This window comes from Streptomyces sp. NPDC048182 (assembly GCF_043202555.1).
Taxonomy (GTDB): Bacteria; Actinomycetota; Actinomycetes; order Streptomycetales; family Streptomycetaceae; genus Streptomyces.
In genome coordinates this window covers 1-23,633 of sequence record NZ_JBIDAQ010000026.1, presented here as the reverse complement: position 1 = coordinate 23,633, position 23,633 = coordinate 1, and the positions used below count along the sequence as shown (strand labels likewise).

20 protein-coding genes and 1 pseudogene are annotated in these 23,633 nt (G+C 71.3%); 8 read left to right on the top strand and 13 right to left on the bottom strand.

All coding sequences use genetic code 11. From position 1 onward, the window contains the following. Positions 1-65 precede the first annotated feature (65 nt). On the top strand, positions 66-1,646 hold the full coding sequence (locus ACGFZL_RS31335) for a beta-N-acetylhexosaminidase (RefSeq protein ID WP_393696872.1): 1,581 nt from the start codon (positions 66-68) through the stop codon (positions 1,644-1,646). Positions 1,647-1,717: 71 nt separating this feature from the next. Here the strand turns inward: ACGFZL_RS31335 and ACGFZL_RS31330 are convergent, their stop codons facing one another. The 9 genes from ACGFZL_RS31330 to ACGFZL_RS31290 all read right to left on the bottom strand — a co-directional run bounded on the left by ACGFZL_RS31330 (position 1,718) and on the right by ACGFZL_RS31290 (position 12,201). Then, positions 1,718-3,499, bottom strand: coding sequence for an IucA/IucC family protein (locus ACGFZL_RS31330; protein WP_393696870.1), 1,782 nt, complete (start codon positions 3,497-3,499; stop codon positions 1,718-1,720). Next, complete coding sequence (locus ACGFZL_RS31325; protein ID WP_393696868.1) at positions 3,496-4,050, bottom strand: GNAT family N-acetyltransferase; 555 nt, start codon at positions 4,048-4,050, stop codon at positions 3,496-3,498. The genes ACGFZL_RS31330 and ACGFZL_RS31325 overlap by 4 nt, the downstream gene beginning before the upstream one ends. Then, the gene (locus tag ACGFZL_RS31320) at positions 4,047-5,327 is read right to left on the bottom strand and encodes a lysine N(6)-hydroxylase/L-ornithine N(5)-oxygenase family protein (protein ID WP_393696866.1); all 1,281 of its coding nucleotides are present in this window, start codon (positions 5,325-5,327) and stop codon (positions 4,047-4,049) included. Before ACGFZL_RS31320 ends, ACGFZL_RS31325 begins: the two co-directional genes overlap by 4 nt. After that, positions 5,311-6,753: a lysine decarboxylase DesA gene (gene desA, locus ACGFZL_RS31315; protein ID WP_393696864.1), complete on the bottom strand. Its 1,443-nt coding sequence runs from the start codon at positions 6,751-6,753 to the stop codon at positions 5,311-5,313. The genes ACGFZL_RS31320 and desA overlap by 17 nt, the downstream gene beginning before the upstream one ends. A 130-nt stretch (positions 6,754-6,883) precedes the next feature. Then, positions 6,884-7,738, bottom strand: coding sequence for a siderophore-interacting protein (locus ACGFZL_RS31310; protein ID WP_393696862.1), 855 nt, complete (start codon positions 7,736-7,738; stop codon positions 6,884-6,886). Positions 7,739-7,750: 12 nt separating this feature from the next. Further along, positions 7,751-8,797: an ABC transporter substrate-binding protein gene (locus ACGFZL_RS31305; RefSeq protein ID WP_393696860.1), complete on the bottom strand. Its 1,047-nt coding sequence runs from the start codon at positions 8,795-8,797 to the stop codon at positions 7,751-7,753. A 102-nt stretch (positions 8,798-8,899) separates the two neighbouring features. Beyond that, a complete protein-coding gene (locus tag ACGFZL_RS31300) occupies positions 8,900-9,586 on the bottom strand; it encodes a hypothetical protein (protein ID WP_393696857.1) in 687 nt (228 codons plus the stop codon). Between the two features lie 18 nt (positions 9,587-9,604). Further along, complete coding sequence (locus ACGFZL_RS31295) at positions 9,605-9,979, bottom strand: hypothetical protein (protein ID WP_355165652.1); 375 nt, start codon at positions 9,977-9,979, stop codon at positions 9,605-9,607. After that, positions 9,976-12,201, bottom strand: a complete 2,226-nt coding sequence (locus ACGFZL_RS31290) for a glycoside hydrolase domain-containing protein (protein WP_407078461.1) — start codon at positions 12,199-12,201, stop codon at positions 9,976-9,978. The genes ACGFZL_RS31295 and ACGFZL_RS31290 overlap by 4 nt, the downstream gene beginning before the upstream one ends. 351 nt (positions 12,202-12,552) lie before the next feature. Between ACGFZL_RS31290 and ACGFZL_RS31285 the strand changes: the two genes are divergently transcribed. From ACGFZL_RS31285 to ACGFZL_RS31275, 3 genes are all read left to right on the top strand, one after another. After that, positions 12,553-13,068, top strand: a complete 516-nt coding sequence (locus ACGFZL_RS31285) for a hypothetical protein (RefSeq protein WP_393696853.1) — start codon at positions 12,553-12,555, stop codon at positions 13,066-13,068. A 13-nt stretch (positions 13,069-13,081) separates the two neighbouring features. Next, positions 13,082-14,095 (top strand): hypothetical protein, encoded by a 1,014-nt coding sequence (locus ACGFZL_RS31280; protein WP_393696851.1) that lies wholly within the window; start codon positions 13,082-13,084, stop codon positions 14,093-14,095. Between the two features lie 274 nt (positions 14,096-14,369). Continuing rightward, complete coding sequence (locus ACGFZL_RS31275) at positions 14,370-14,573, top strand: DNA-binding response regulator (RefSeq protein ID WP_393696891.1); 204 nt, start codon at positions 14,370-14,372, stop codon at positions 14,571-14,573. A gap of 63 nt (positions 14,574-14,636) precedes the next feature. Here the strand turns inward: ACGFZL_RS31275 and ACGFZL_RS31270 are convergent, their stop codons facing one another. Genes ACGFZL_RS31270 through ACGFZL_RS31255 form a run of 4 tightly spaced genes read right to left on the bottom strand, consistent with a single transcriptional unit; the run spans position 14,637 to position 20,336 of the window. Then, positions 14,637-15,797, bottom strand: a complete 1,161-nt coding sequence (locus tag ACGFZL_RS31270; protein WP_393696849.1) for an acyl-CoA dehydrogenase family protein — start codon at positions 15,795-15,797, stop codon at positions 14,637-14,639. 5 nt (positions 15,798-15,802) lie between these two features. Next, positions 15,803-16,747 (bottom strand): hydroxymethylglutaryl-CoA lyase, encoded by a 945-nt coding sequence (locus ACGFZL_RS31265; RefSeq protein ID WP_393696847.1) that lies wholly within the window; start codon positions 16,745-16,747, stop codon positions 15,803-15,805. Then, positions 16,744-18,705 (bottom strand): biotin carboxylase N-terminal domain-containing protein, encoded by a 1,962-nt coding sequence (locus ACGFZL_RS31260; protein WP_393696845.1) that lies wholly within the window; start codon positions 18,703-18,705, stop codon positions 16,744-16,746. Before ACGFZL_RS31260 ends, ACGFZL_RS31265 begins: the two co-directional genes overlap by 4 nt. A 14-nt stretch (positions 18,706-18,719) precedes the next feature. Next, positions 18,720-20,336: a carboxyl transferase domain-containing protein gene (locus tag ACGFZL_RS31255; RefSeq protein WP_355165664.1), complete on the bottom strand. Its 1,617-nt coding sequence runs from the start codon at positions 20,334-20,336 to the stop codon at positions 18,720-18,722. Between the two features lie 96 nt (positions 20,337-20,432). Between ACGFZL_RS31255 and ACGFZL_RS31250 the strand changes: the two genes are divergently transcribed. From ACGFZL_RS31250 to ACGFZL_RS31235, 4 genes and pseudogenes are all read left to right on the top strand, one after another. Beyond that, entirely contained in the window at positions 20,433-21,029 is a 597-nt protein-coding gene (locus ACGFZL_RS31250; RefSeq protein ID WP_393696842.1) for a TetR/AcrR family transcriptional regulator, read from the top strand. Positions 21,030-21,192: 163 nt separating this feature from the next. Then, a complete protein-coding gene (locus ACGFZL_RS31245; RefSeq protein WP_393696840.1) occupies positions 21,193-22,350 on the top strand; it encodes an acyl-CoA dehydrogenase family protein in 1,158 nt (385 codons plus the stop codon). A 6-nt stretch (positions 22,351-22,356) separates the two neighbouring features. Next, positions 22,357-23,238: an acyl-CoA thioesterase gene (locus ACGFZL_RS31240; protein WP_393696838.1), complete on the top strand. Its 882-nt coding sequence runs from the start codon at positions 22,357-22,359 to the stop codon at positions 23,236-23,238. A 5-nt stretch (positions 23,239-23,243) separates the two neighbouring features. Further along, a pseudogene (locus ACGFZL_RS31235) lies at positions 23,244-23,492 on the top strand (cation transporter); the annotation flags it as partial. Between the last annotated feature and the right edge of the window lie 141 nt (positions 23,493-23,633).

The window sequence follows — 23,633 nt, the reverse complement described above, 5'->3', positions numbered from 1 at the left end:
CCCCACCGGAAGGGAGCCACGTGAACCCCCACCGACGGCACCACCGAACTCCCCGCACGACCCGAGTGACCAGGATCCTGGGCTCGCTGCTGCTCGTGGCGGCCGCCGGGGCCGTCACCACCGGCGCGGCCCCCGTCCCGAAGGGCTCCCCGGCGGCCACCGCGACCCCGCTGGGCCAGGTGATCCCCGCGCCCGCCTCGGCCGCCCCGTACGGCGCCCCGTACCGCCTCGACCCCGGCACGCGCATCGGCGTCGACCCCACACGCGAGGGCCGCCGGGCCGGCGACCAGCTCGCCGCGCTGCTGCGCCCCGCCACCGGCTACCGGCTGCCCGTCACCACGCACGGCGCCGCCGGCATCCGGCTGCGCCTCGCCAAGGGCCCCTACGGAGCCGAGGGTTACCGTCTCGACAGCGGCCGATGGGGCGTCACCATCACCGCGAACGAGCCCGCCGGCCTCTTCCACGGCGTGCAGACCCTGCGCCAACTGCTGCCCGCCGCCGTGGAGAGGCGCACCCCGCAGCCCGGCCCGTGGCTCGTCGCCGGCGGCACCATCAAGGACGCCCCGCGCTACGCCTGGCGCGGCGCGATGCTGGACGTCTCCCGGCACTTCTTCGGCGTCGACGAGGTGAAGCGGTACGTCGACCGGCTCGCGCTGTACAAGTTCAACAAGCTGCACCTGCACCTCAGCGACGACCAGGGCTGGCGCATCGCCATCGACTCCTGGCCGCGCCTCGCGACGTACGGCGGCTCCACGGAGGTCGGCGGCGGCCCCGGCGGCTACTACACCAAGGCCGACTACCGGGAGATCGTGCGCTACGCAGCCGACCGGCACCTGGAGGTCGTCCCCGAGATCGACATGCCGAGCCACACCAACGCGGCCCTCGCCTCCTACGCCGAGCTGAACTGCGACGGCGTGGCACCGCCGCTGTACACCGGCACCGACGTCGGCTTCAGCTCGCTGTGCGTGGCCAAGGACCGCACCTACGACTTCGTGGACGACGTGGTGCGCGAGCTGGCCGCCCTCACCCCGGGCCGCTACCTGCACATCGGCGGCGACGAGGCGCACTCCACCTCGCACGAGGACTACGTGGCCTTCATGGACCGCGTGCAGCCGATCGTCGCGAAGTACGGCAAGACGGTGGTCGGCTGGCACCAGCTGACCGCCGCGAAGCCGGCTCCCGGGGCGCTCGCCCAGTACTGGGGCCTCGACGGCACGAGCGCGGCGGAGAAGGAGCAGGTCGCGGCGGCGGCGCGGAACGGCACCGGGCTGATCCTCTCCCCGGCCGACCGGCTGTACCTCGACATGAAGTACACCAAGGACACCCCGCTCGGCCTGGCCTGGGCCGGCTACGTGGAGGTGCAGCGCTCCTACGACTGGGACCCGGCTTCCTACCTGCCCGGCGCGCCCGCCTCGGCGGTGCGGGGCGTGGAGGCGCCGCTGTGGGCGGAGACGCTGAGCACCCCGGAGCAGCAGGAGTTCATGGCCTTCCCGCGGCTGCCCGGCGCCGCCGAGCTGGGCTGGTCCCCGGCCGCCACGCACGACTGGGACCGCTACAAGGTGCGGCTCGCCGCCCAGGCACCGCGCTGGGACGCGCTCGGCATCGGCTTCTACCACTCTGCACAGGTGCCCTGGCCCGCCGCCTGAGCCCGGCGGGGGAAAGGCGACGGGCGCCCCGGAGGACCGTCTCCGGGGCGCCCGCCCGTTCATGGGGAACCTCAGCGGCCCGCGAGGGGGTTCTCCAGGGTGCCGACCAGCTGGAGCGCGCCCGACGGGTCCGCCAGGTCCACCATCTGCTTGTTGTCGCGCAGCTGGAGCCGGTTGAGCGCGGACAGCGGGAACTCGGGGGCGAAGAGGTCGTACTGGCGGAACTTCTCGGCCAGTTGCGGCACCGACTCCTGGTACTCCCGGGACACCTCGGCGACCGTCGCCCAGAAGTCGTCCTCCGTGAGGACGCCCTCCTCGGCGAGCTGGGCGGCGAGGAAGCGGAAGAAGCAGTCGAAGACGTCGGTGAAGATGGACAGCAGCTTCTTGTCGTCGGGGACCTCCACCGCGATGCGGGAGACCTCCGGCGGCAGCACCGCGTCGGGGTCCATCACCGCGATCTCCTCGGCGATGTCCTTGTAGACCGCCCGCTGGACCGCGCCGTCCCTCAGGACCAGGATCACGTTCTCGCCGTGCGGCATGTAGACCAGGTCGTAGGCGTAGAAGCTGTGCAGCAGCGGGGTGTAGTAGGCCCGCAGGTAGCGCCGCAGCCACGTGGCGGGCGCCAGGCCCGACTTGGCGATCAGCGCGCCCGCGAAGGAGGCGCCCTCGTGGTCGACGTGCAGCAGCGAGGCCATGGTGGCCAGGGACTCGCCCTCGGCGAGGGAGGCGACCGGGCTCTCCCGCCACAGCGCGGCCAGCATCTTGCGGTAGGGCGAGTAGCGGTCGGTGGCGCGCTCGTACTCCAGATGCCGGTAGCCGACGGCGGCCCGCTCCCGGATGATCGACAGGCCCGTGTCCTTGAGCACCGGATCCCCGTCGATCAGCTGGGCCAGCCAGTCGTTGATGGCCGGGGTGGCCTCCATGTAGGCCGCCGACAGGCCGCGCATGAAGCCCATGTTGATGACGGACAGGGCCGTCTTCACGTAGTGCTTCTCGGGGTGGGTGGTGTTGAAGAAGGTGCGGATCGACTGCTGGGCCAGGTACTCGTCCTCGCCCTCGCCGAGGCAGACCAGGTGCTCGCGGGCCACCTCGGCGGCGAAGGTGACGGCGAGCTTGTTCCACCACTGCCAGGGGTGCACGGGGATGAAGAGGTAGTCGGCCGGGTCCAGTCCGCGCTCGCGCAGCACGCCGTGGAAGCGGTCCACGGCCGCCTCGCCCAGCTCCGCGCGGAAGAAGGACTCGTAGTCGATGCCCACCCCGGCCGTGAACGCCGCCCGGGAGCGGTGCGCGGCCAGCCAGACCAGGCGGACCGGGCTCGCGGTCTCGGGGGCGTAGGACAGGTACTCGTGGACGCCGAAGCCGAGGCGGCCGTTGTTGGCGACGAAGCAGGGGTGGCCCTCGGTCATGCCGGTCTCGACGGCCTGGAAGCCGGCCTCCGCCAGCTCCGCCGAGGTCAGGCGGGGCTTGGTCAGCTTGTAGCAGGTGCCGGAGAGAGTGGAGGAGATCTCCTCCAGGTAGACCGGCAGGATCTCGTCGCTCAGGCCGAGGGACTTCCGGAACTCGACGAAGAAGTCGAGGGCAGCCAGGGGGAGTTCGGTGCCGTCGCGGTGCCGGGCGATGGAGGCGGCGTCCACCTGCCAGTGGTTCAGGGCACGGCGCCGGGCGGTGAAGCGGTAGCGGGTCTGGCCGTCGTCGCCGAGCACCTCCCAGGTGCCGGCCTCGGCGCCGGGCGCGGGCTCCGGGGTGAGGAGGCGCTCGTGGGCGAACTCGGCCAGCGCCTTGCGGATCAGCAGGCGCTCGGCCTCGGCCCAGCGGGCGGGGCTGAGGTGGGCGACGGAGTCGGCGGTGCTCATGCGGACACCGCCTTCTCGAAGTGCGCGCGGGTGCAGAAGCTCAGCAGGGCCTTCTTCTCCGGCTTCTGGATCTCCCGCTCGGGCACGAAGCCGACGGCCGCGTTGAGGGCGTGCACCGCCTTGTTGCCGACGTCCGGCTCCACGACGACGCGGGCGGTGGCCGGGTCGGCGAACAGCTCGGTCATCACGGCGGTGATGACGGCCTTGGTGAAGCCGTGCACGGGCCGGTCGGTGGGGGCGACCAGGAAGTGCATGCCGACGTCGCCCGGCTCGGGCTCGTACAGGCCGACCAGTTCGCGGTGGGCGGGGTCGTAGCGCTCCATCAGGAAGGCGGGGACGCCGTCGTGCAGGCCGAGGAGGGCGTCGTGGTGCGGGTCGGCGGCTATCTCCATGTAGGACCGCTCGACGTCGATCAGTTTCGCCTCCTGCATCATCCAGAAGGCCGACTTGGGGTGGGTCACCCAGCCGTGCAGCAGGGCCGCGTCCTCGGCGGGGTCGAGGGGGCGGAGGGTGAGGGCGCCGATGGCGGCGCCGCCGGTGGTGGTGCTCATGCGCTGAACTCCTGGAACGCGATGGACTGCTCGACGGGGTAGTACGCGCGGCCGAGCAGCTCACGGATGATGCAGCTGTTGCGGTACGCGCCCATCCCCAGGTCGGGACTGGTGATGCTGTGGGCGTGCACACCGGCGTTCTGGAGGAACACGCCCTGGCCGCTCGCGTCGATGGCGTAGTTGCGGCCGATGTCGAAGTTGCCCCGCGAGTCGTAGCGCAGCCGGTCGCGGACCGGCTTGAGGAACTCGGGCTCGCGGTAGCGGTAGCCGGTGGCGAGGACCAGGCCCTCGGTCTCGATGGCGAACTCCCGGCCCTGCTCCTCCTGGTGGAAGCCGAGGGTGTAGGTGCCGTCGGCGTACCGGGCGCTGGTCAGCGCCGAGTTGGTGAGCAGGCGGGTGGGGACCGGGCCGGCCAGCTTCTTCTGGTAGAGCAGGTCGAAGATCTCGTTGATCAGGTCGCCGTCGATGCCCTTGAACAGGCCCTTCTGCTCGGCGGTGAGCCGGTAGCGGGTGTCCTCGGGCAGGGCGTGGTAGTAGTCCACGTACTCCGGGGAGGTCATCTCCAGGGTCAGCTTGGTGTACTCGAGCGGGAAGAACCGCGGGGAGCGGGTGACCCAGTTGAGCCGGTAGCCGTGGACGTCGATCTCGGAGAGCAGGTCGAGGTAGATCTCGGCGGCGGACTGGCCGCTGCCGACCAGGGTGATCGACTCCTTGCGCTGCAGCTCCGCCTTCTGCTCCAGGTAGCGGGAGTTGTGCAGGAAGTCGCCGGCCAGGCCGCGGCAGGCGTCCGGGACGTGCGGCGGGGTGCCGGTGCCGAGGACCAGGCGGCGGGCGCGGTAGGTGTCGCCGGCCGTGGTCGCGACCAGGTACAGCTCCGCGCGCTCGTCCCACGTCACCTCGGTGACGGTGGTGCTGTACCGGACGCTGGTGAGCTTCTCCGCCGCCCAGCGGCAGTAGTCGTCGTACTCGGCGCGCAGCGGGTAGAAGTTCTCCCGGATGTAGAACGAGTACAGCCGCCCCTTCTCCTTCAGGTAGTTGAGGAAGGAGTACGGCGAGGTCGGGTCGGCCAGGGTGACCAGGTCCGACATGAACGGCGTCTGGAGGTGGGCGCCGTCCAGGAACATGCCGGCGTGCCACTCGAAGGCGGGCTTCGACTCCAGGAAGACGCCGGTGAGTTCGGAGATCGGCTCGGTGAGGCAGGCCAGGCCGAGGTTGAAGGGGCCGAGGCCGATCCCCACGAAGTCGTACGTCGGCTCGGCTTCAGGAAGCGCGGTCAAGGGTCTCTCCCAGGTACTGCTCGGCGTGGCCGGCGATGAGGTCGAGGACCGCGGCGATGTCGTCCGTGGTCGTCTCGGGATTGAGGAGGGTGAACTTCAGGTAGTGGCGCCCGTCGACCTTGGTGCTCGCCACCACCGCGTCGCCGGAGGCGAACAGGGCCTTGCGGGCGTAGAGGTTGGCCTGGTCGATGGCGGCCGGGTCGGTCGCCGTGGCCGGTATGCAGCGGAAGACCAGGGTGGAGAGGCTGGGCTCCACGACGACGTCGAAGCGCGGGTCGGCGGCGAGCATCCGCCAGCCCTCGGCGGCCAGGTCGCACACCTCGTCGAAGAGCTGCCCGATGCCGTCGGCGCCCATGGTGCGCAGCGTCATCCACAGCTTGAGGGCGTCGAAGCGGCGGGTGGTCTGGAGGGACTTGTCCACCTGGTTGGGGATACGTTCCTGCACCATGCGGCGCGGGTTGAGGTACTCCGCGTGGTAGGTGGCGTGCCGCAGGGTGGCGGCGTCGCGGACCAGCACGGCGGAGGAACTCACCGGCTGGAAGAAGGACTTGTGGTAGTCGACGGTGACCGAGTCGGCCCGTTCGATGCCGGTCAGCCGGTCGCGGTACTTCAGCGAGGCGAGCAGCCCGCAGCCGTAGGCGGCGTCCACGTGCATCCAGGCGCCGTAGGTCTGGCAGAGCGCGGCGATCTCGGGGAGCGGGTCGATGGAGCCGAAGTCGGTGGTGCCGCTGGTGGCGACGACGGCCATCGGGACCAGGCCGGCCTCGACGCAGCGCTCCAGTTCGCGGGCGAGGGCGACGGTCTGCAGGCGCTTGTCGTGGTCGACGGGGAGGGAGACCACCGCGTCCGGGCCGAGGCCGAGCAGTTTCGCGGACTTCTTGACGCTGAAGTGGCTGACCTCGGAGGCGAAGATGCGCAGTTTCGCGAGGTCGTCGGTCTTGGCCTCCTCGCGGGCGAGCAGCAGCGCCTGGAGGTTGGACTGGGTGCCGCCGGAGGTGAACACGCCGTCGGCGGCGGGGCCGAGGCCGATCCGGGCGGTGGTCCAGTCGATCAGCTTGCGCTCGATCAGGGTGCCGCCGGCCGACTGGTCCCAGGTGTCCAGGGAGGAGTTGACGGCGGAGAGCACGGCCTCGCCGACCAGGGCGGGGACGACGACCGGGCAGTTGAGGTGGGCAAGGTAGCGGGGGGAGTGGAAGTAGACGGCGTCGCGCAGGTAGACGTCCTCCAGCTCGTCGAGGACCGCGGCCGGGTCGTGCAGCGGCCGGTCGAGGTCGATCGCGTCGAGCCGGGGGGAGAGGTCGTCCACGGCGACACCGGTGAACGGGCGTGTGGTGGTGGCGAGTTTGGCGGCCACCCGCTCGACCCCTTGGGTCACGGAGCTGCGGTAGTGCTCCGCGGTGGTGTCGTTGAGCAGGTGCGAACGCATGTGGGGGTCCTCTGGTCGGGGACGGTCCGAGAGAGACGTACGGGGCGGAGCCCCGGGTTCAACTTAGGTTAGCCTAACCTAAGTCGTCCCGGTCAAATCCAGCCGTTCCCGGGCTCCGGACGGCGGGATGTCAGCCCTCTTCGCGGAGCTGCTCCTCCGTCAGGCCGTGCCGCCAGTAGCCGACGAAGGTCACCCGCCGCCGGTCGACGCCGCGTTCGCCCACGAAGTGCCGGCGCAGCCGCTTCACGCGGCCGGACTCGCCGGCGATCCAGACGTAGGGGGCGTGGTGGGGCGGGAGCGCCGCCGCGCGCAGGGCGGTGAGGGCGCGGTCCTCGGTGCCGGCGCCGGTCAGCCAGGTGACCTCGGCGTCCGCCGCCGTGCGCAGCTCCTGGACGTCCGCCGGGTGCGGCACCTGGAGCCAGAGCCGGGCGCGCAGCCCGGCCGGCAGCGTCTCGGCGATGGCCGAGGCGGCGGGCAGGGCGGTCTCGTCGGCCCAGATCAGCACCAGGTCGGTGTCGGCGGGGGGCCGGAAGCGGATCGCCCGGTTGTCCGCGACGGCCGGGCCGAGCAGCAGCACCCGGTCGCCGGGGCGGGCGGCGGCGGCCCAGCGCGCGGCGGGGCCGGCCGCGACGGCGGCGCCCGGGTCCACGCCGTGCAGCACGAAGTCGATGTCGATCTCGGCGGTGTGCCCGGCGGCGTCCCGGCGCAGGCCGCGCAGGGTGTAGGAGCGCATCACCGCCCGTACGTCGTCGGGGAGTTCGCGCCAGGTCTGCCACCACTCGTCACCCCGCTCCACCGGCACCACGGGCTCACGCTGGCCGGGGTGCGGCAGGAACAGCGACAGCGACTGGTCGCGGCCGTCGGAGTGGAAGCCGCGCAGGTCGGGCCCGGCGAAGGTGACCCGGGCCAGGGACGCGCCGAGCCGCCGCGTCCCTACGACCTGGAGGGCGAAGAAACGGAACGGGGCGGCCACGGCGGTCGGCACGGCGGTCTCCTGTCAGCTGACCTTCTTGGCCTTCTCGATGGCCTCGGCGAGGTTCTCGAGCAGCGGGGCGCACTTGGCGTAGGAGAGGATCGGCTCGGCGGAGCGCGGGATGACCTGGCCGGCCTTGACCGCGGGGAGCTGCTTCCAGGTGTCCTCGGTGATGTCGGCCGGCTGGGTGGCCGAGGAGCGGTCGTCCATGATGATGACGTCCGCCGGGTACTTGTCGGCGTTCTCCCAGCTGAGCGAGGCGAACCAGCCGCCGGTGGCCTTCTTGTCCGCCTCGGAGGGCTCCACGAAGTTCACCCCGAGGGACTTGAAGTACTCCAGGTCCGCCGAGAGGTTGCTGCCGGAGACGTAGAACAGGTCGGCGCTGGCGGACCCCGCCATCACCTTGATCTGCGGCTTGGCCTTGGTCGCCGCGCGCAGCCGGGCCGAGGCGTCCTCGAAGCGCTTCTTGGCGTCGGTGACCTTCTTGGCCTTCATGTCGGCGCCCAGCGACTCGGCCAGCTCCCACACGCGCTGGAGCGGCTGGTCGAGGGGGCGGTCGTAGACGGAGACGGCGACGCTCGGGGCGAGCTTGGCGACCTTGTCCTTGGACTCCTCGGGCACGGACCACAGGGTGCCGGTGGTGTCGTACGTCGTGGTGATCAGCACCTCGGGGGAGAGGGCCGCGTACTTCTCGAGGTTCAGCTTGCCCCACTGGTTGCCGAGGACGGTCACCTTGCTGACGTCGATGTCGCCGGCCTGCACGTCGGGCTTGCCGTCCTTGGTGGTGGTCGGCCCGAAGACGCCCTTGGCCTGGATGCCGTAGTCCCACAGCGCGGCGGCGACGCCGGTGAAGGCGACGATGTTCGTCGGCACCTTGTCCAGCTTCACCGTCGTGCCGCGGTCGTCCTTGAAGGACCACGGGCCGGACTTGGTGGCGCCCGTCTCCTTGCCCGAGCCACCGCTCTTGGCGTCGTCGTCCCCGCAGGCCGCCAGCATGGCACCGAGGCCGAGGGCGCCGCCGGCGGCGAGGATGCCGCGACGGGTGGGGTGGGCGGAGGAGGCGTTGAACATACCTGTGGCTGCTTTCAGGAGGCGGAAACCGGCCGTGACTACCGAGGTAGGTTAGCCTAACCTCAGCGAACGTCCAGCCCCCGCCCCCCTCTCCGCCGAGCGTTACGCGGCTGCCCCCGCCCCCACGCCGGGGGTCCGGTTCCAGCGGCGCAGCTTGTCGGCCAGCTGGTCCACCGGGTGGTCGGCCGGCCGCCGCTTCCCCTTGGTCGGCGGGACGTCCACGTAGAACAGGGCCTCGTAGGGCGTGCGGTCCCGGCCGCCCCAGCGGACCACGTCACCGCAGTCGCGCAGGATGCTGTCGACCGTCCGCCGCTGGACCTCGGTCAGCCCGCCCCTGGCACCCTTGACGTAGGCGCCGGGGCGGATGGCGACGGCCGTGCCCGAGGCCTGGTTCGACTCGGGCCCGTCCGCGTCCAGCTCCGCCAGGGGGCGCCAGCCGACCACCTCGTCCGCCCGCAGCGTCTCTATCTCGTAGTGCCAGCGCCGGACGATGTGCACGAGCACCGTCTCCACCGCGCCGAGCCGAGTGTCGAGGGTGAAGCCGGTGCCGGACACCGGCCGCGACCACACGCCCTGCGCGGAGCCGACCCCGTCGGCCAGCGCCCAGCCGTTGCGGGAGGTCCGGTGGGCATCCAGGGGCTCGGGCGCGCGGCCGGCGCCCCGGTCCGCCTCGGCGGCGGCGTGGGCGGGCACCAGCAGCCCGCCCGGGGCGGACAGCAGAGCGACGCCTGCGCCCATCCCGGCGACCCGCTTGAGCACCGCGCGCCGGGGGAGGCTCTTCTCTGTCATCACTGATCGGTCCTTCGGTCAGTCGAGGATCGCGTACACGATCACGGCGAGCAGATAGGGGAGGGGGATGACGAGGGAGGCGGCGAGCCAGCGCCGCCACGGGCGCCCGGTCGCCGCGGGGAAGGCCACGTCCACGAGGAGGACCAGCAGCAGCCCGAGCCCGCCGACGACGAGCAGCCCGGCCCGGGCCCAGCCCGCGCCCTCGACGACGGTGACGTCACCGCACGAGGTGCGGCCGAACCCGGCGGTGTCCAGGGCGCACGAGCGGTACTCGGTGAGCAGCAGCCACGCCGAGTGCAGCGGCACCATGGCGGGCAGCCCGAACAGCAGGTTGACCCCCACCGGGGTCAGGCGGTGTCCCCGCACCCGCTCCCCGGTCACGTCCCCGGTCATGCGTACTTGCGGAAGACGCTCTGGTACTTGTCCTCGATGATGCGGTACATGCCCATGCGCAGCTTCGCCTGCTGCGCCGCTTCGTCGGTGTCGCCCTGGTAGTACTGGAGCAGCTTCTCGGTGTCGCCCTCCCCGGTGGTCAGACCGGGGCGCGCCATGCCGTGCTCGTGGGCGTGCAGGATGTGCATGTAGGGCACGGTGGAGATGTTGAACGACTGGTTGAAGTGCAGCTTCTCCCAGACCGCCCAGAGGTCGGCGTCGACGGACGCGTCCCGCTTCGCCTCGCTGAGCAGGCCCAGGTCGATGGCGTAGTTGCGGGCGGTGATCGCCCGCACGCCGAAGATCTGCCCGATGCCGGTGGAGCAGTCCCGCATCGGCGTGATCATGTCGGCGAACTGCGTCACCCAGTCCGGCAGCGCGCCGTCGTTGTGGTAGTCGTACACGCAGGCGTCGGAGAAGTCGTCGTTGACCGACGGGACCGCCAGGCCGGCGACGCTGGTGACGTTGAAGTGGCGCAGCTCCCAGATCGCGGAGACCTGGATCAGCGCCTTCCGCATCTTCAGCACCCGGGCCAGGGACGTGAACAGGTCGTCCCAGCTCAGCATGAACTCCACGCACTCGCTGGTCGTGTACTTGGTCTTCCCGGGCCACGGCCAGGAGTCCGGCGGCCCCTCCTCGGGAATGCCGATCTGCTGGAAGTACGTCTGGATGTCCTTGAGGATGTCCGACGACCACGCCATGTCGAACGCCACGTCGAGGTCCGCCTTCGCCGGCGGGGGGTTGAAGCTGTTCTGCCCGCTCTCGCGGCCCGAGGAGATGTCGTTGTCGATCTGGATCTTCCCGCTGCCCGAGCCGACGTCGACGGTCTTGATCTGGTCGATCGCCCAGTCGTTCGGCATCGGGAAGCCGAGGTTCCCGGAGTACCCGGCCGACATGTTGGAGACGAAGCTGGCGGTGGACAGCCCGGCCGCGGACACCTGGGAGCAGGCGTTCCGGGTGGCGTAGATGCCCACCTCGTAGTAGCCGCCGGCCTGGGCCATCCCCTCGTTGATGCCCCGGAAGTGCGGGACGAGCTTGTTCGCGATCTCCTCGCCGGTGTTGTCGTAGTCGATGGCGAAGTAGATGCGGGTGCCCTTCTTGAAGCCGTGCGCCAGGGCGGCCTCGGTCGCGGCTATGGCGTCCGAGGTGCCCTGCGGGCGGCTGAAGTAGGAGGAGCTGTCCCCGTAGGTCTGGTAGATCGGGAAGCAGCTGAGGCCGGCCGCCGCCATGGTCGTCAGCTCGCCCGGCTTGATGACCTTGTCCAGGTCGGTGCCGGGCACGTTCACCAGGTACCGTCCGCCGAGGCGGTAGCCGGCGGCGTACAGCGCCTTCGCGCGGTCCGCGGTGACCTGGTCGGCGCAGTCGAAGGCGGTTCCCTTGCGGGTGTCGTCGCCGTAGGACACCAGCAGGGAGGCCCAGGTCTCGAAGTCGGCGGTCCCGTTGACGTCCAGGCGCAGGAAGTTCTGGAACGTCGAGACGGCACCGGCCAGGGCGGAGGTGTAGCTGCTCGCGAAGCTGACGCCGGCCCGGCGGTTGAACACCATCGCGGCGGTGAAGAGCTGCACCCAGGTGCCGCTGGCGCCGACCGACAGGGTGTGACTGCGCAGACCGCTCTTCGTGCCGGGTCCGAAGACGCCGTTGGCCGTGCCGTCCGCCATGCCCAACTCGTACTGGATGGCGTACATCTGGGCGCGCTGCACATCGCGCGAGTAGAGACCGTCGCAGGGGATGATGAAGAAGTCGGCCCGGCCGATGTACCGCGAGTTCATCCACTGCTGGATGGACCTGACGGTGTCCGTGCCGTCGAGAATGGTGGTGTAGGCGTCCATGTTCAACAGGCCCTTCACCACCTTCGGCTCCAGGGAGCTGCCGGGAAAGACGGAGCTGACGCCCATGTCGGCCTTGAGCTTGGTGACGGCGGCCTTGACGCGGTCGTTGTACTGGCCGTCGATTCCGCCGCCGTCATAGCCCTTGCAGTACAGGGCCGACTGGAGAATGCGGGTGAAGTTCCCCGAGAGGGCGGTGTTCTCGTTGATCGACGGGCACTTGCTGTTGAGTGCGGCGAGTGTTCCCGGCCCGAAGCTGTTCGACTGCGGGGAGATCACCAGCTCCAGTTGCAGAGCCCGGGTGAGGGCGTACATGACGGCCCAGGAGGTCTGCCCGTCCTCCGCCAGCGTGGGCATACCCGCATAACCACTGTACGTGGTGTTGAAGAAGCGCTGGGCCTGTCGGACCATCTCGTCAGCCAAGGGAACAGCCCCATATCTCTGCGCGACCGAAATGGCGGGTGTCGCCGCCGTATTGCCGCACGGAACACTAGAGTTCGGGGCCGGACCGCGACAGTGGTCCATAGCGTGCCAAGGGGTCAAAAGGGGTGAACGTTCAGGCGTATTTGCGCCGGTCGGGGGCGGGTCGGCGGCCGATGTGTGGCCGATGAAATGACCTGGCGGCGTAATCACGTCAGGGGTGTTGTGGGGACGATTGCGGGCTGCCAAGATCGGCCCGCTCGTTCGTTTGCTACCCATGGAGTGGTGATGGAGCGCATTCGCTTCAAGAAGAGGCTGGCCGCCTTCGGCGCGGCCACCGCGGCCCTCGCGGCCGTGCTCGGGACCGCCGGTCCGGCGCAGGCCGCGGAGTACAAGGTCTCGGACAACTGCGATGTCCCGTGGATCACCTGCTCGTACGGAGATCTGTGGTTGTTCTACAACTCGAAGGAACTCGCCGTACAGGGCGGCTACATCAAGTCGGCGTACGCGACCTTCTACAGCAATGTGTCCGACTTCTACGGCACGAGCCAGTACCAGGGGTCCTCGCTCACCACCTACCGCTACGCCTTCGGCAACGGCGGCAACGGCAACGGCGCGTATGTGAAGAACAATGCGGCGTCGGTGCAGAACTGTTCCAGCGTCGACAACTACCGCGTCTATTTCAACTCCGGTTTCGGCGGCACGTCCCAGTACTTCGCGAAGAACGGGCCGTACGAGGACTGCAATCTCACCAATCTCGTCTCCGCCCTCAAGAACAACAACGCCTCCTCCCACTTCGCGTAAGAAGGACGTCCCCGTGAAGCGCACCCAGCGGATCGCCGCCGCCGTCGCCCTGGCCGCCTCGGCCCTCCTCGTCAGCGCCTGCTCCTCCGCCGGCCAGGACCCGGCGACCGCCAACGCCGCCGACGAGAAGCCCGTCGTCGACAAGGCGAACTGGCCCGAGAAGGTCCCCACCACCGGGCTGGCCAAGAACCTGACCCTGCCGCTGGAGGAGTACATGCCCTCCTACGCGGACCAGGTCGCGGTCGAGCAGGCGGCCAGTGACCTCCAGGAGTCCTGTATGAAGGGCTACGGCATCGACCTGGCGCTGCCGCGAGCGGGAGCCAACCCGCCGCCCAGCGACAACGACGCCAACATCGAGCGCCGCTACGGCATCACCGACCGGGCCGAGGCCGCCAAGTACGGCTACGAACTCCCGCCGGCGCTGCGGGAGCACACCGACCAGCCGCTGCGTGAGCTGTCCGGGGCCGAGGTCGAGGTCCTGACCGGCCACACCAAGCCGCAGGCCCCGCAGGCGCAGGGGGCCGAGGCGGCCCAGCCCCTCACCGCCCCGGCCCAGGGCGTCAAGCCCGCGCGGGCCGAGTTCAACGGCAAGAAGCTGAAGGCGGGCGGGTGCGTCGGCTGGTCCAAGGGCCGCCTCGGCGGCGAGGAGGCCGACCCGGCCTTCGTCGCGCAGCTCGCCGGGGACAGCCTGCTGGCGTCGATGAAGGACGCCAAGGTGGCCGAGGCCGTCGCAGCGTGGTCCTCCTGCATGGCCGGCAAGGGCCACCCAGGGCTCGCCGACCCGTACAAGGCGATGGACCAGGGCGTCACGGCCGACGGGAAGCCCACGGCGGAGTCCATCGCCCTGGCGGTCGACGACATCGACTGCAAGCAGCAGACCGACCTGGTGAAGATCTGGTCCGACGTGGAGTCGGCGATCCAGTCCGGGCAGATCGCCGACAACAGGAGCCGGCTGACCGGCATCAAGGCCGAGCGCGGCCAGGAGGTCACCGCCGCACGCGAGCAGCTGGCGGCCTCCGCCCGCTGAGGGCGCTTCTCGGCCCGGTGCCCCCGGTCCGTGGAGAACCCGCGAGGGCGCTGTGACGACGGCGTTCCGTTCTCGTGGGATCTGGCGTATTCACGCCACCTGACGGGCGGTCAGTGTGGACGCTTTGTCGCGATGTCCACCCCTTGCGCCGACAGAGGCGGAGCTTAGGCTGCTGACGTGAGCCATTAGAGGAGATGGTTCCGGTTCGCTTTTGTGGGGGGTTGTCGTGACGGAGCCGTCGTCGCTGGAACAAGTCGACCGTGTGATCGTGCGCATGCTCTACGACGGGTTCGGAGACGCGGCGATCGGCCGCCGGCTGGGCCTCGGTCACCGGACCGTGCAGCGACGCGTGCAGCGGCTGATGAGCGGCTGGGGCGTCGCCGGGCGCGTCGCCCTGGGAGCCAGGGCGCAGCAGATGGGGCTGTTCGACGACTCGCACTCCCACACCGCGCAGGTCGGAGTGCGGTCGACGGCCTGAGCGCCGGCGGGCCCGTGCGCCGGCGGTCCCGCCGTTCCGCTTGCGGCTCGCGCTCGGCCCGCCTCAGCTCACCAGCCCCAGCTCCCGGGCGATCAGCATCCGCTGCACCTCGCTGGTGCCCTCGCCGATCTCCAGGATCTTGGAGTCGCGCCACATGCGGGCCACCGGGTACTCGTTCATGAAGCCGTAGCCGCCGTGGATCTGGGTGGCCTCGCGGGCGTTGTCGACGGCGACCGTGGAGGAGTACAGCTTGGCCAGGGCCGCCTCCTTCTTGAAGGGCTCGTCGGCCACCAGTCGGGAGGCCGCGTCGCGCCAGGCGAGGCGGGCGGTGTGCGCCTTCATCTCCATGTCGGCGATCTTGAACTGCACGGCCTGGTTGGCGCCGATCGGGCGGCCGAAGGCGTGGCGCTCCTTGGCGTACTTGACCGACTCGTCGACGCAGCCCTGGGCCAGGCCCGTCGCAAGCGCCGCGATGGCGATGCGGCCCTCGTCCAGGATGCGCAGGAACTGGGCGTAGCCGCGGCCCTCCTCGCCCAGCAGGTTGGCGGCCGGGACGCGGACGTCGGCGAAGGACAGCTCGCGGGTGTCGGAGGCGTTCCAGCCGACCTTGGAGTACGGCGCCGCGACCGTGAAGCCGGGCGTGCCGGACGGGACGATGATCGCCGAGATCTCCGGGCGGCCGTCGGGCTTGCGGCCGGTGACCGCGGTGACCGTCACCAGGCCGGTGATGTCCGTGCCCGAGTTGGTGATGAAGCACTTGGTGCCGTTGATCACCCACTCGTCCGTGGCCGGGTCCAGGCGGGCCGTCGTGCGGGTCGCGCCCGCGTCGCTGCCGCCGTCCGGCTCGGTCAGGCCGAAGGCGCCCAGGACCTCGCCCGAGCAGAGCCGGGGCAGCCACTCGCGCTTCTGCTCCGCCGTGCCGAACAGGTGCAGCGGCATCGCGCCGAGCGACACCCCGGCCTCCAGGGTGATCGCCACCGAGGAGTCGACCCGGGCCAGCTCCTCCAGGGCGATGCCGAGGGCCAGGTAGTCGCCGCCCATGCCGCCGTACTCCTCCTCGAACGGCAGCCCGAACAGGCCCATCCGGCCCATCTCGCGCACGATCTCGTACGGGAACTCGTGCCGCTCGTAGAAGTCGCCGATCTTCGGCGCGACGACGTCGTGCGCGAACTCCTCGACCGTGCGGCGGAGTTCGTCCAGCTCGGGGCTGAGGCGGTGGTCCATGCTGATCACTGGTCCTTCGAGGAGAGCGCGCGGACGGTGCGGGACGGGCTGGGTCGGCCCAGTTGTTCGGCCATCCAGACGCTGGTGGCGGTCAGGCGGCCGAGGTCGACGCCGGTCTCGATGCCGAGGCCGCGCAGCATCCACACGAGGTCCTCGGTGGCGAGGTTGCCGGTGGCGGACTTGGCGAACGGGCAGCCGCCGAGGCCGCCCGCCGAGGCGTCCACGGTGGTGACGCCGTGCTGGAGGGCGGCCAGGGTGTTGGCGAGGGCCTGGCCGTAGGTGTCGTGGAAGTGCACGCCGAGCGCCTCGGTGGGCACGCCCTCGGCGTTCAGCAGGGCCAGCAGGTCGCGTACGTGGCCCGGCGTGGCCACGCCGATGGTGTCGCCGAGGCTCAGCTCGTCGCAGCCCATGTCGCGCAGGGCCGCGCAGACGCGGACGACCTGGGCCGGCTCGACCGGGCCCTCCCAGGGGTCGCCGAAGCACATCGAGACGTAGCCGCGCACGTGCACGCCCGTGTCCTTGGCGTGCCGCACCACCGGGGCGAAGACGGCGAGGGAGTCGTCCAGGGTGCGATTGAGGTTGGCCTTGGCGAAGGACTCCGTGGCGCTGGCGAAGACGGCCACGTGGCGGGCGCCGAGCGCCAGGGCCCGGTCCAGGCCGCGGCGGTTGGGGACGAGGACGGGCAGGTTGACGCCGGGGAGGCCGGTCAGCCGGGGGAACAGCTCTTCCGCGTCCGCCAGTTGGGGCACCCACTTGGGATGCACGAAGCTGGTCGCCTCGATCGTGGTCAGGCCCGCGTCGGCCAGGCGGTGCACGAACTCCGCCTTCACGTCCGTCGGGACGGTCGCCTGCTCGTTCTGCAGGCCGTCGCGGGCGCCGACCTCATGGATGCGGACCCGGGCGGGCAGGCCGGGGGCCGGGCGGGTCATGGGCAGTCCGTCGGCGGTCACGGCGCCGCCTCCTCGACGGGGGCGATCACGGCGAGGACCTGGTCCATGGCGACCGTCGTGCCCGGCGACACGTCCAGCTCGGCGACCGTGCCCGCGTGCGGGGCCGAGATGACGTGCTCCATCTTCATCGCCTCGACCACCACCAGGCTCTGACCGGCGGCCACCTCGTCGCCGACGGCCACCTTCACCACGGTCACCGTGCCCGGCATGGGCGCGGTCAGGGAGTCGGCGCCCGCGTGGGCGGCGCGGGTGAGGGAGGCGGCGACCGGGTCGTGGTCGCGCACCTGCCAGGCGTCGCCGTCCCGGCCCAGCCAGTCGCCGGTCCGGCGGAAGGCGTGCCGGACGCCGTCCAGGGTGACGGCGACGGTCGTGTCCGTGACGGTCGCCGTGCCGCGCGGGGCGACGGACACCGGCTCCTCGCCGGGGACGCGCAGGGGGAAGGCGACGGGACGGGGCTCGCCGCCCAGGCGCCAGCCGCTCGGCACCGAGAAGGGGTCCGTCCAGCCCTCGCCGCGCGGGCGCAGCGCCTCCAGGCGGACGGCCGCCGCGGCCTCGTAGACCTCCTCCGGGACGCCGTCCGGCACCAGTCCGTCGACCTCCCGCTCGACCAGGCCGGTGTCCAGCTCGCCGGCCACCACCTGCGGGTGGGCGAGGAGGCGGCGCAGGAAACCGGCGTTGGTCGGCACGCCCAGCGTGACCGTGTCCGCGAGGGCCGCGCGCAGCCTGCGCAGCGCCGTGGCGCGGTCGGGGCCGTAGGCGATCACCTTGGCCAGCATCGGATCGTAGAGGCTGCCGACCTCGGTGCCCTCGCTGAGCCCGGAGTCGGTGCGGACTCCCCCAAGTTCTCGGCTTCGCTCGAACAGGGGGGACCCCCATTCGCCCTCGGGCTCGTCCAGGAGCAGCACGGTGCCGCCGGACGGCAGGAAGCCCCTGGCCGGGTCTTCGGCGCACAGGCGGGCCTCGACCGCGTGCCCGGTCAGCGTCACGTCCTCCTGCGCGAAACCGAGCCGCTCACCGGCCGCCACCCGCAGCTGCCACTCCACCAGGTCGAGGCCGGTCACCAGCTCGGTCACCGGGTGCTCGACCTGGAGGCGGGTGTTCATCTCCATGAAGTAGTACTGCGAGGGGTCGCCGCCCGGCACGATGAACTCCACCGTGCCCGCGCCCCGGTACCCGCAGGAGCGGGCCGCCTGCACGGCAGCCTCGCCCATCGCCGCGCGCGTGGCCTCGTCGAGGAGCACGCTCGGCGCCTCCTCGATGATCTTCTGGTGGCGCCGCTGGAGCGAGCACTCGCGCTCGCCGAGGTGCACCACCGAGCCGTGGCCGTCCGCCAGCACCTGGATCTCGATGTGCCGGGGCCGGTCCACCCACCGCTCCACGAGCAGCGTGTCGTCGCCGAAGGAGGAGCGGGCCTCGCGGCGGGCGGCGGCGATCTCCTCCTCCAGGACGGCGAGGTCCCGCACCAGCCGCATGCCCTTGCCGCCACCGCCCGCCGACGGCTTCAGCAGCACGGGCGCGCCAAGGGCGCGGGCCGCCTCGGCCAGCTCGGGGTCGCGCCCGCCGGGCACCACGGGCACCCCGGCCACCTCCACCGTCTCCTTGGCGCGGATCTTGTCGCCCATCAGCGCGATGGCGTCGGCGGGCGGGCCGATGAAGACAAGGCCGGCCGCCTCGCAGGCCCGCGCGAAGCCGGCGTTCTCCGCGAGGAAGCCGTACCCCGGGTGGACCGCCTGCGCGCCCGTGCGGGCGGCGGCCTCCAGGAGCCGCTCGACCGAGAGATAGCTCTCCGTCGCCGGGGGCGGGCCGATCCGGACCGCCGTGTCGGCCTCCCGCACGTGCCGGGCGTCCGCGTCGGCGTCCGAGTACACCGCCACCGAGCGCACGCCGAGGGCGCGCAGGGTGCGGATGACCCGGACGGCGATCTCACCGCGGTTGGCCACCAGGACCGTGTCGAACATGTCCGTACTCCCCCTCACATCCGGAAGACGCCGAACTGGGGGTCTCCCAGGGGCGCGTTGGCGCAGGCGGTCAGGGCCAGACCGAGCACCTGGCGGGTCTCCATCGGGTCGATCACGCCGTCGTCCCAGAGCCGGGCCGTCGCGTAGTAGGCGTTGCCCTGCTGCTCGTACTGGGCGCGGATCGGCGCCTTGAAGGCGTCCTCGGCCTCCGCGGGCCATTCCTCGCCGCGGGCCTCCAGCTGGTCGCGCTTGACCGTGGCCAGCACGGACGCGGCCTGCTCGCCGCCCATGACGGAGATCTTGGCGCCGGGCCACATCCACAGGAAGCGGGGGGAGTAGGCCCGGCCGCACATCGAGTAGTTGCCCGCGCCGTACGACCCGCCGACCACCACCGTCAGCTTCGGCACGCGCGTGCAGGCGACCGCGGTGACCATCTTGGCGCCGTGCTTGGCGATGCCGCCCGCCTCGTAGTCCTTGCCGACCATGAAGCCGGAGATGTTCTGGAGGAACACCAGGGGGATGCCGCGCTGGTCGCACAGCTCGATGAAGTGGGCGCCCTTCTGGGCGGACTCGGCGAACAGGATGCCGTTGTTCGCCACGATGCCGACCGGGTGGCCGTGGATCCGGGCGAAGCCGGTGACCAGGGTCTGCCCGAACTCCGACTTGAACTCGGCGAACCGGGAGCCGTCCACCACGCGCGCGATGACCTCGCGGGCGTCGTACGGCGTGCGCGGGTCGACCGGCACCGCGCCGTACAGCCCGAACGGGTCCACCTTGGGCTCGGCGGGGGCGGTGACCTGCCAGGGCAGCGGGCCGCGCGCGGGGAGGGTGGCCACGATGTCGCGGACGATGCGCAGGGCGTGCGCGTCGTCCTCCGCGAGGTGGTCGGTGACGCCCGACACGCGTGCGTGGACCTCGCCGCCGCCCAGCTCCTCGGCGGTGACGACCTCGCCGGTGGCGGCCTTCACCAGGGGCGGGCCGCCCAGGAAGATCGTGCCCTGGTTGCGCACGATCACGGCCTCGTCGCTCATCGCCGGGACATACGCGCCGCCCGCCGTGCAGGAGCCGAGGACGGCGGCGATCTGCGGGATGCCGGCGCCGGACATCCGGGCCTGGTTGTAGAAGATCCGGCCGAAGTGCTCGCGGTCGGGGAAGACCTCGTCCTGCATCGGCAGGAAGGCGCCGCCCGAGTCGACCAGATACAGGCACGGCAGCCGGTTCTCCAGGGCCACCTCCTGCGCGCGCAGGTGCTTCTTGACGGTCATCGGGTAGTACGTGCCGCCCTTGACGGTGGCGTCGTTCGCGACGATCACGCACTCGCGCCCGGCGACCCGCCCGATCCCGGCGATCACCCCGGCGGCCGGCGCCTGCCCCTCGTACATCCCGTCGGCCGCGAGCGGGGCCAGCTCCAGGAAGGGCGAGCCCGGGTCGAGCAGCGTGTCCACCCGGTCGCGCGGCAGCAGCTTGCCGCGCGCGGTGTGCCGCTCCCGGGCGCGCTCGCCGCCGCCGAGCCGCGCCGCGGCCAGCTTGCCGCGCAGCTCCTCCACGAGGACGCGGTGCGCCTCCTCGTTGGCCCGAAAGGCCCCCGACGCGGGATCTGCCGCGCTGTGAAGCTCCGGTGCCTCGTGCATCCTGCGGTCCCCTCACCCAGTGGTCACCAGTTAATGAGCGTTAACGCATTTCCCTCAGGTTAACGACCGCTAACCTCCCTGTCTAGAATCGACTCCATGGCCACGAGAACCGACGCCCCCACCCGCCGCGAGCAGATCCTCCGGGAGGCCGCCCGGCTCTTCGCCGAGCGCGGGTTCCATGGGGTGGGGGTGGACGAGATAGGCGCCGCGGTCGGGATCAGCGGGCCGGGGCTGTACCGGCACTTCGCCGGCAAGGACGCGATGCTGGCGGAGCTGCTGGTCGGGATCAGTGGGCGGTTGCTGACGGGGGCGAAGCGGAGGGTGTCCGAGGCGGGGGGTTCTCCGGGCGGGCCCGAGGGGGTGCTCGACTCGCTCATCGAGGGGCATATCGACTTCGCGTTGGACGATCGTCCGCTCATCACCCTGCATGACCGGGAGCTGGATCGCCTCCGGGACAGTGACCGGAAGCTGGTGCGGCAGCTTCAGCGGCAGTATGTGGAGATCTGGGTCGGGGTGGTGCGGGAGGTGTATCCCGGGGCCGGGGAGGCGGTGGTGCGGTCTGCCGTGCACTCGGTGTTCGGGTTGTTGAATTCGACGCCGCATCTTGGTCGGGGCGGGGGGTTGCCCTCGCGGGCGGCGACGGGGGAGTTGCTGCATCGGATGGCTCGGGGGGCGTTCGCCGTGGTGGGTTGAGCTTCGTCGGGCGGGTGCGGCGCCGTCGTGGCTGGTCGCGCAGTTCCCCGCGCCCCTGAAAGCGTGACCGGCGTTACCAGGTTCGGCCTTGTCCTCTCTCGCTACCCGCCGGTACCTTGGTGTGAGCAAGCGCTTAGACAGCCGAGGTCGTGGAGGTGGCGGCGTGCGCCGTACGGTGTTCAACGAGGATCACGAGGCGTTCCGGGAGACGATCCGGGCCTTCATCGAGGCCGAGGTCGTGCCCGTGTACGACGAGTGGTTCGCCGCGGGCCAGGCGCCGCGCGACTTCTATTACAAGCTCGGTGAGCTGGGCATCTTCGGCATCAACGTGCCCGAGGAGTTCGGCGGCGCCGGTCTGGACAGCCACAAGTTCGAGGCCGTCCTGTACGAGGAGACCGCCCGCGCGGGCGTCCAGTTCGGCGGCTCCGGCGTGCACGTGCTGCTCGCCCTGCCGTACATCAAGATGCTCGCCACCGACGAGCAGAAGAAGCGCTTCCTGCCGAAGTTCGTCTCCGGCGAGGAGATGTGGGCCATCGCGATGACGGAGCCGGGCACCGGTTCCGACCTCGCGGGCATGAAGTCCACCGCGAAGCTCTCCGCGGACGGCTCGCACTACGTGCTGAACGGCGCCAAGACCTTCATCACCGGCGGCGTGCACGCCGACCGCGTGATCGTGTGCGCCCGCACCGCCGCGCCCACCGCCGAGGACCGCCGGCACGGCATCTCGCTGTTCGCCGTGGACACCAAGTCCGCCGGCTACTCGGTGGGCCGCAAGCTCGACAAGCTGGGCCTGAAGACCTCCGACACCGCCGAGCTGGCCTTCGTCGACGTCAAGGTCCCCGTCGAGGACCTGCTCGGCGAGGAGAACAAGGGCTTCGCCTACCTCGGCCACAACCTGGCCTCCGAGCGCTGGGGCATCGCCTTCGGCGCCTACGCGCAGGCCAAGGCGGCCGTCCGGTTCGCCAAGAGTTACGTGCAGGACCGCACGGTCTTCGGCAAGCCGGTCGCGCACTTCCAGAACACCAAGTTCGAGCTGGCCGCCTGCCAGGCCGAGGTGGACGCCGCCGAGGCGGTCGCCGACCGCGCGACGGAGGCCCTGGACGCCGGCGAGCTGACCCCCGCGGAGGCCGCCAGCGCCAAGCTGTTCTGCACCGAGGTCGCCCACCGCGTCATCGACCGCTGCCTCCAGCTGCACGGCGGCTACGGCTACATGAACGAGTACCCGATCGCCCGTCTGTACGCGGACAACCGGGTCAACCGCATCTACGGCGGCACTAGCGAGATCATGAAGTCGATCATCGCGAAGAACATGGGCCTGTAACTCTTCATGAGCGAGGCACTGCACGCCCTCCTCGATCTGCTCGACCTGGAGCGGATCGAGGAGGACATCTACCGCGGCCGGTCCCGCTCCGCCGTCATCCCCCGCGTCTTCGGCGGGCAGGTGGCGGCGCAGGCCATGGTCGCCGCCGGGCGGACGGTCCCCGAGGACCGGCACGCGCACTCCCTGCACGCCTACTTCCTGCGCCCCGGCGACCCGGGCGCGCCGATCGTCTACAACGTCGACCGGCTGCGCGACGGCCGCTCCTTCACCACCCGCCGGGTCGTCGCCGTCCAGCACGGCAAGCCGATCTTCACCCTGTCGGCGTCCTTCCAGACCTTCGAGGAGGGCCTCGACCACCAGGCGCCGATGCCCGCCGCGCCCGACCCGGCCACCCTGCCGACCGGCGAGGACCGGCTGCGCGGCTACCCGCACTTGGACCCGGCCGTGGTGGAGCGGTTCGCGGAGGCCCGGGCGGCGGTGGACCTGCGCTACGTCGACGACCCGCCCTTCGGCCGGTTCGGCGAGCCGCGCCCGGCCCACTCCCAGGTGTGGTTCCGCACCAACGGCAAGCTGGCCGGCGCGCTCGACAGGCCGCTGCTGCACGTCGTGCTCGCCACGTACGTCTCCGACATGACCCTGCTCGACTCGGTGCTGCTCGCGCACGGCCGGGGCGGCTGGGCCGTCGGGGACGTGGTCGGAGCCTCGCTGGACCACGCCATGTGGTTCCACCGGCCCTTCCGCGCCGACGATTGGCTGCTGTACGACCAGCAGTCGCCGTCCGCGTCCGGCGGCCGGGGCCTCGGCCAGGCCCGCATCTTCACCCGGGACGGGCGGCTGGCGGTCTCGGTGATCCAGGAAGGCGTGGTCCGCGTCCCTCGGGAACACTGAGGTCCATGGCGGATCAGCGAGCGGCGGAAGCGGCGGAAGAAGACGGCTCGGGCGGCGGCGAGAGCACCTTCACGGTGATCGTCGCCGCCCTCGCCAACCTCGGCATCGCCGTCGCCAAGGCGGTCGCGGGCGTGCTCGGCGGGTCCAGCGCGATGCTCTCGGAGGCGGCGCACTCGGTCGCCGACACGGTGACCGAGGTCCTGCTGCTGACCTCCCTCAAGCGCAGCGCCCGCCCCGCCGACGAGGACCACCCCTAGGGCGTGTCCGCAAAGTCCCGCCTGCCGTGCGACGCCCGGCACGCACTCTCGCCGCACCGGGCGAACACCCGCGTACAACCAGTACGCGGGCGTCCGCCCGGCACACCGAGAGCACGCACCGGACGCCGCGCGGCCCGC

Bases quoted from the DNA above. Each gene is read 5' to 3' on its own strand.
- ACGFZL_RS31330 (WP_393696870.1), bottom strand. From the start codon at position 3,499: ATGAGCACCGCCGACTCCGTCGCCCACCTCAGCCCCGCCCGCTGGGCC.
- ACGFZL_RS31325 (WP_393696868.1), bottom strand. From the start codon at position 4,050: ATGAGCACCACCACCGGCGGCGCCGCCATCGGCGCCCTCACCCTCCGC.
- desA (WP_393696864.1), bottom strand. From the start codon at position 6,753: ATGCGTTCGCACCTGCTCAACGACACCACCGCGGAGCACTACCGCAGC.
- ACGFZL_RS31305 (WP_393696860.1), bottom strand. From the start codon at position 8,797: ATGTTCAACGCCTCCTCCGCCCACCCCACCCGTCGCGGCATCCTCGCC.
- ACGFZL_RS31300 (WP_393696857.1), bottom strand. From the start codon at position 9,586: ATGACAGAGAAGAGCCTCCCCCGGCGCGCGGTGCTCAAGCGGGTCGCC.
- ACGFZL_RS31295 (WP_355165652.1), bottom strand. From the start codon at position 9,979: ATGACCGGGGACGTGACCGGGGAGCGGGTGCGGGGACACCGCCTGACC.
- ACGFZL_RS31290 (WP_407078461.1), bottom strand. From the start codon at position 12,201: ATGCCCACGCTGGCGGAGGACGGGCAGACCTCCTGGGCCGTCATGTAC.
- ACGFZL_RS31285 (WP_393696853.1), top strand. From the start codon at position 12,553: ATGGAGCGCATTCGCTTCAAGAAGAGGCTGGCCGCCTTCGGCGCGGCC.
- ACGFZL_RS31275 (WP_393696891.1), top strand. From the start codon at position 14,370: ATGCTCTACGACGGGTTCGGAGACGCGGCGATCGGCCGCCGGCTGGGC.
- ACGFZL_RS31270 (WP_393696849.1), bottom strand. From the start codon at position 15,797: ATGGACCACCGCCTCAGCCCCGAGCTGGACGAACTCCGCCGCACGGTC.
- ACGFZL_RS31260 (WP_393696845.1), bottom strand. From the start codon at position 18,705: ATGTTCGACACGGTCCTGGTGGCCAACCGCGGTGAGATCGCCGTCCGG.
- ACGFZL_RS31255 (WP_355165664.1), bottom strand. From the start codon at position 20,336: ATGCACGAGGCACCGGAGCTTCACAGCGCGGCAGATCCCGCGTCGGGG.
- ACGFZL_RS31250 (WP_393696842.1), top strand. From the start codon at position 20,433: ATGGCCACGAGAACCGACGCCCCCACCCGCCGCGAGCAGATCCTCCGG.
- ACGFZL_RS31240 (WP_393696838.1), top strand. From the start codon at position 22,357: ATGAGCGAGGCACTGCACGCCCTCCTCGATCTGCTCGACCTGGAGCGG.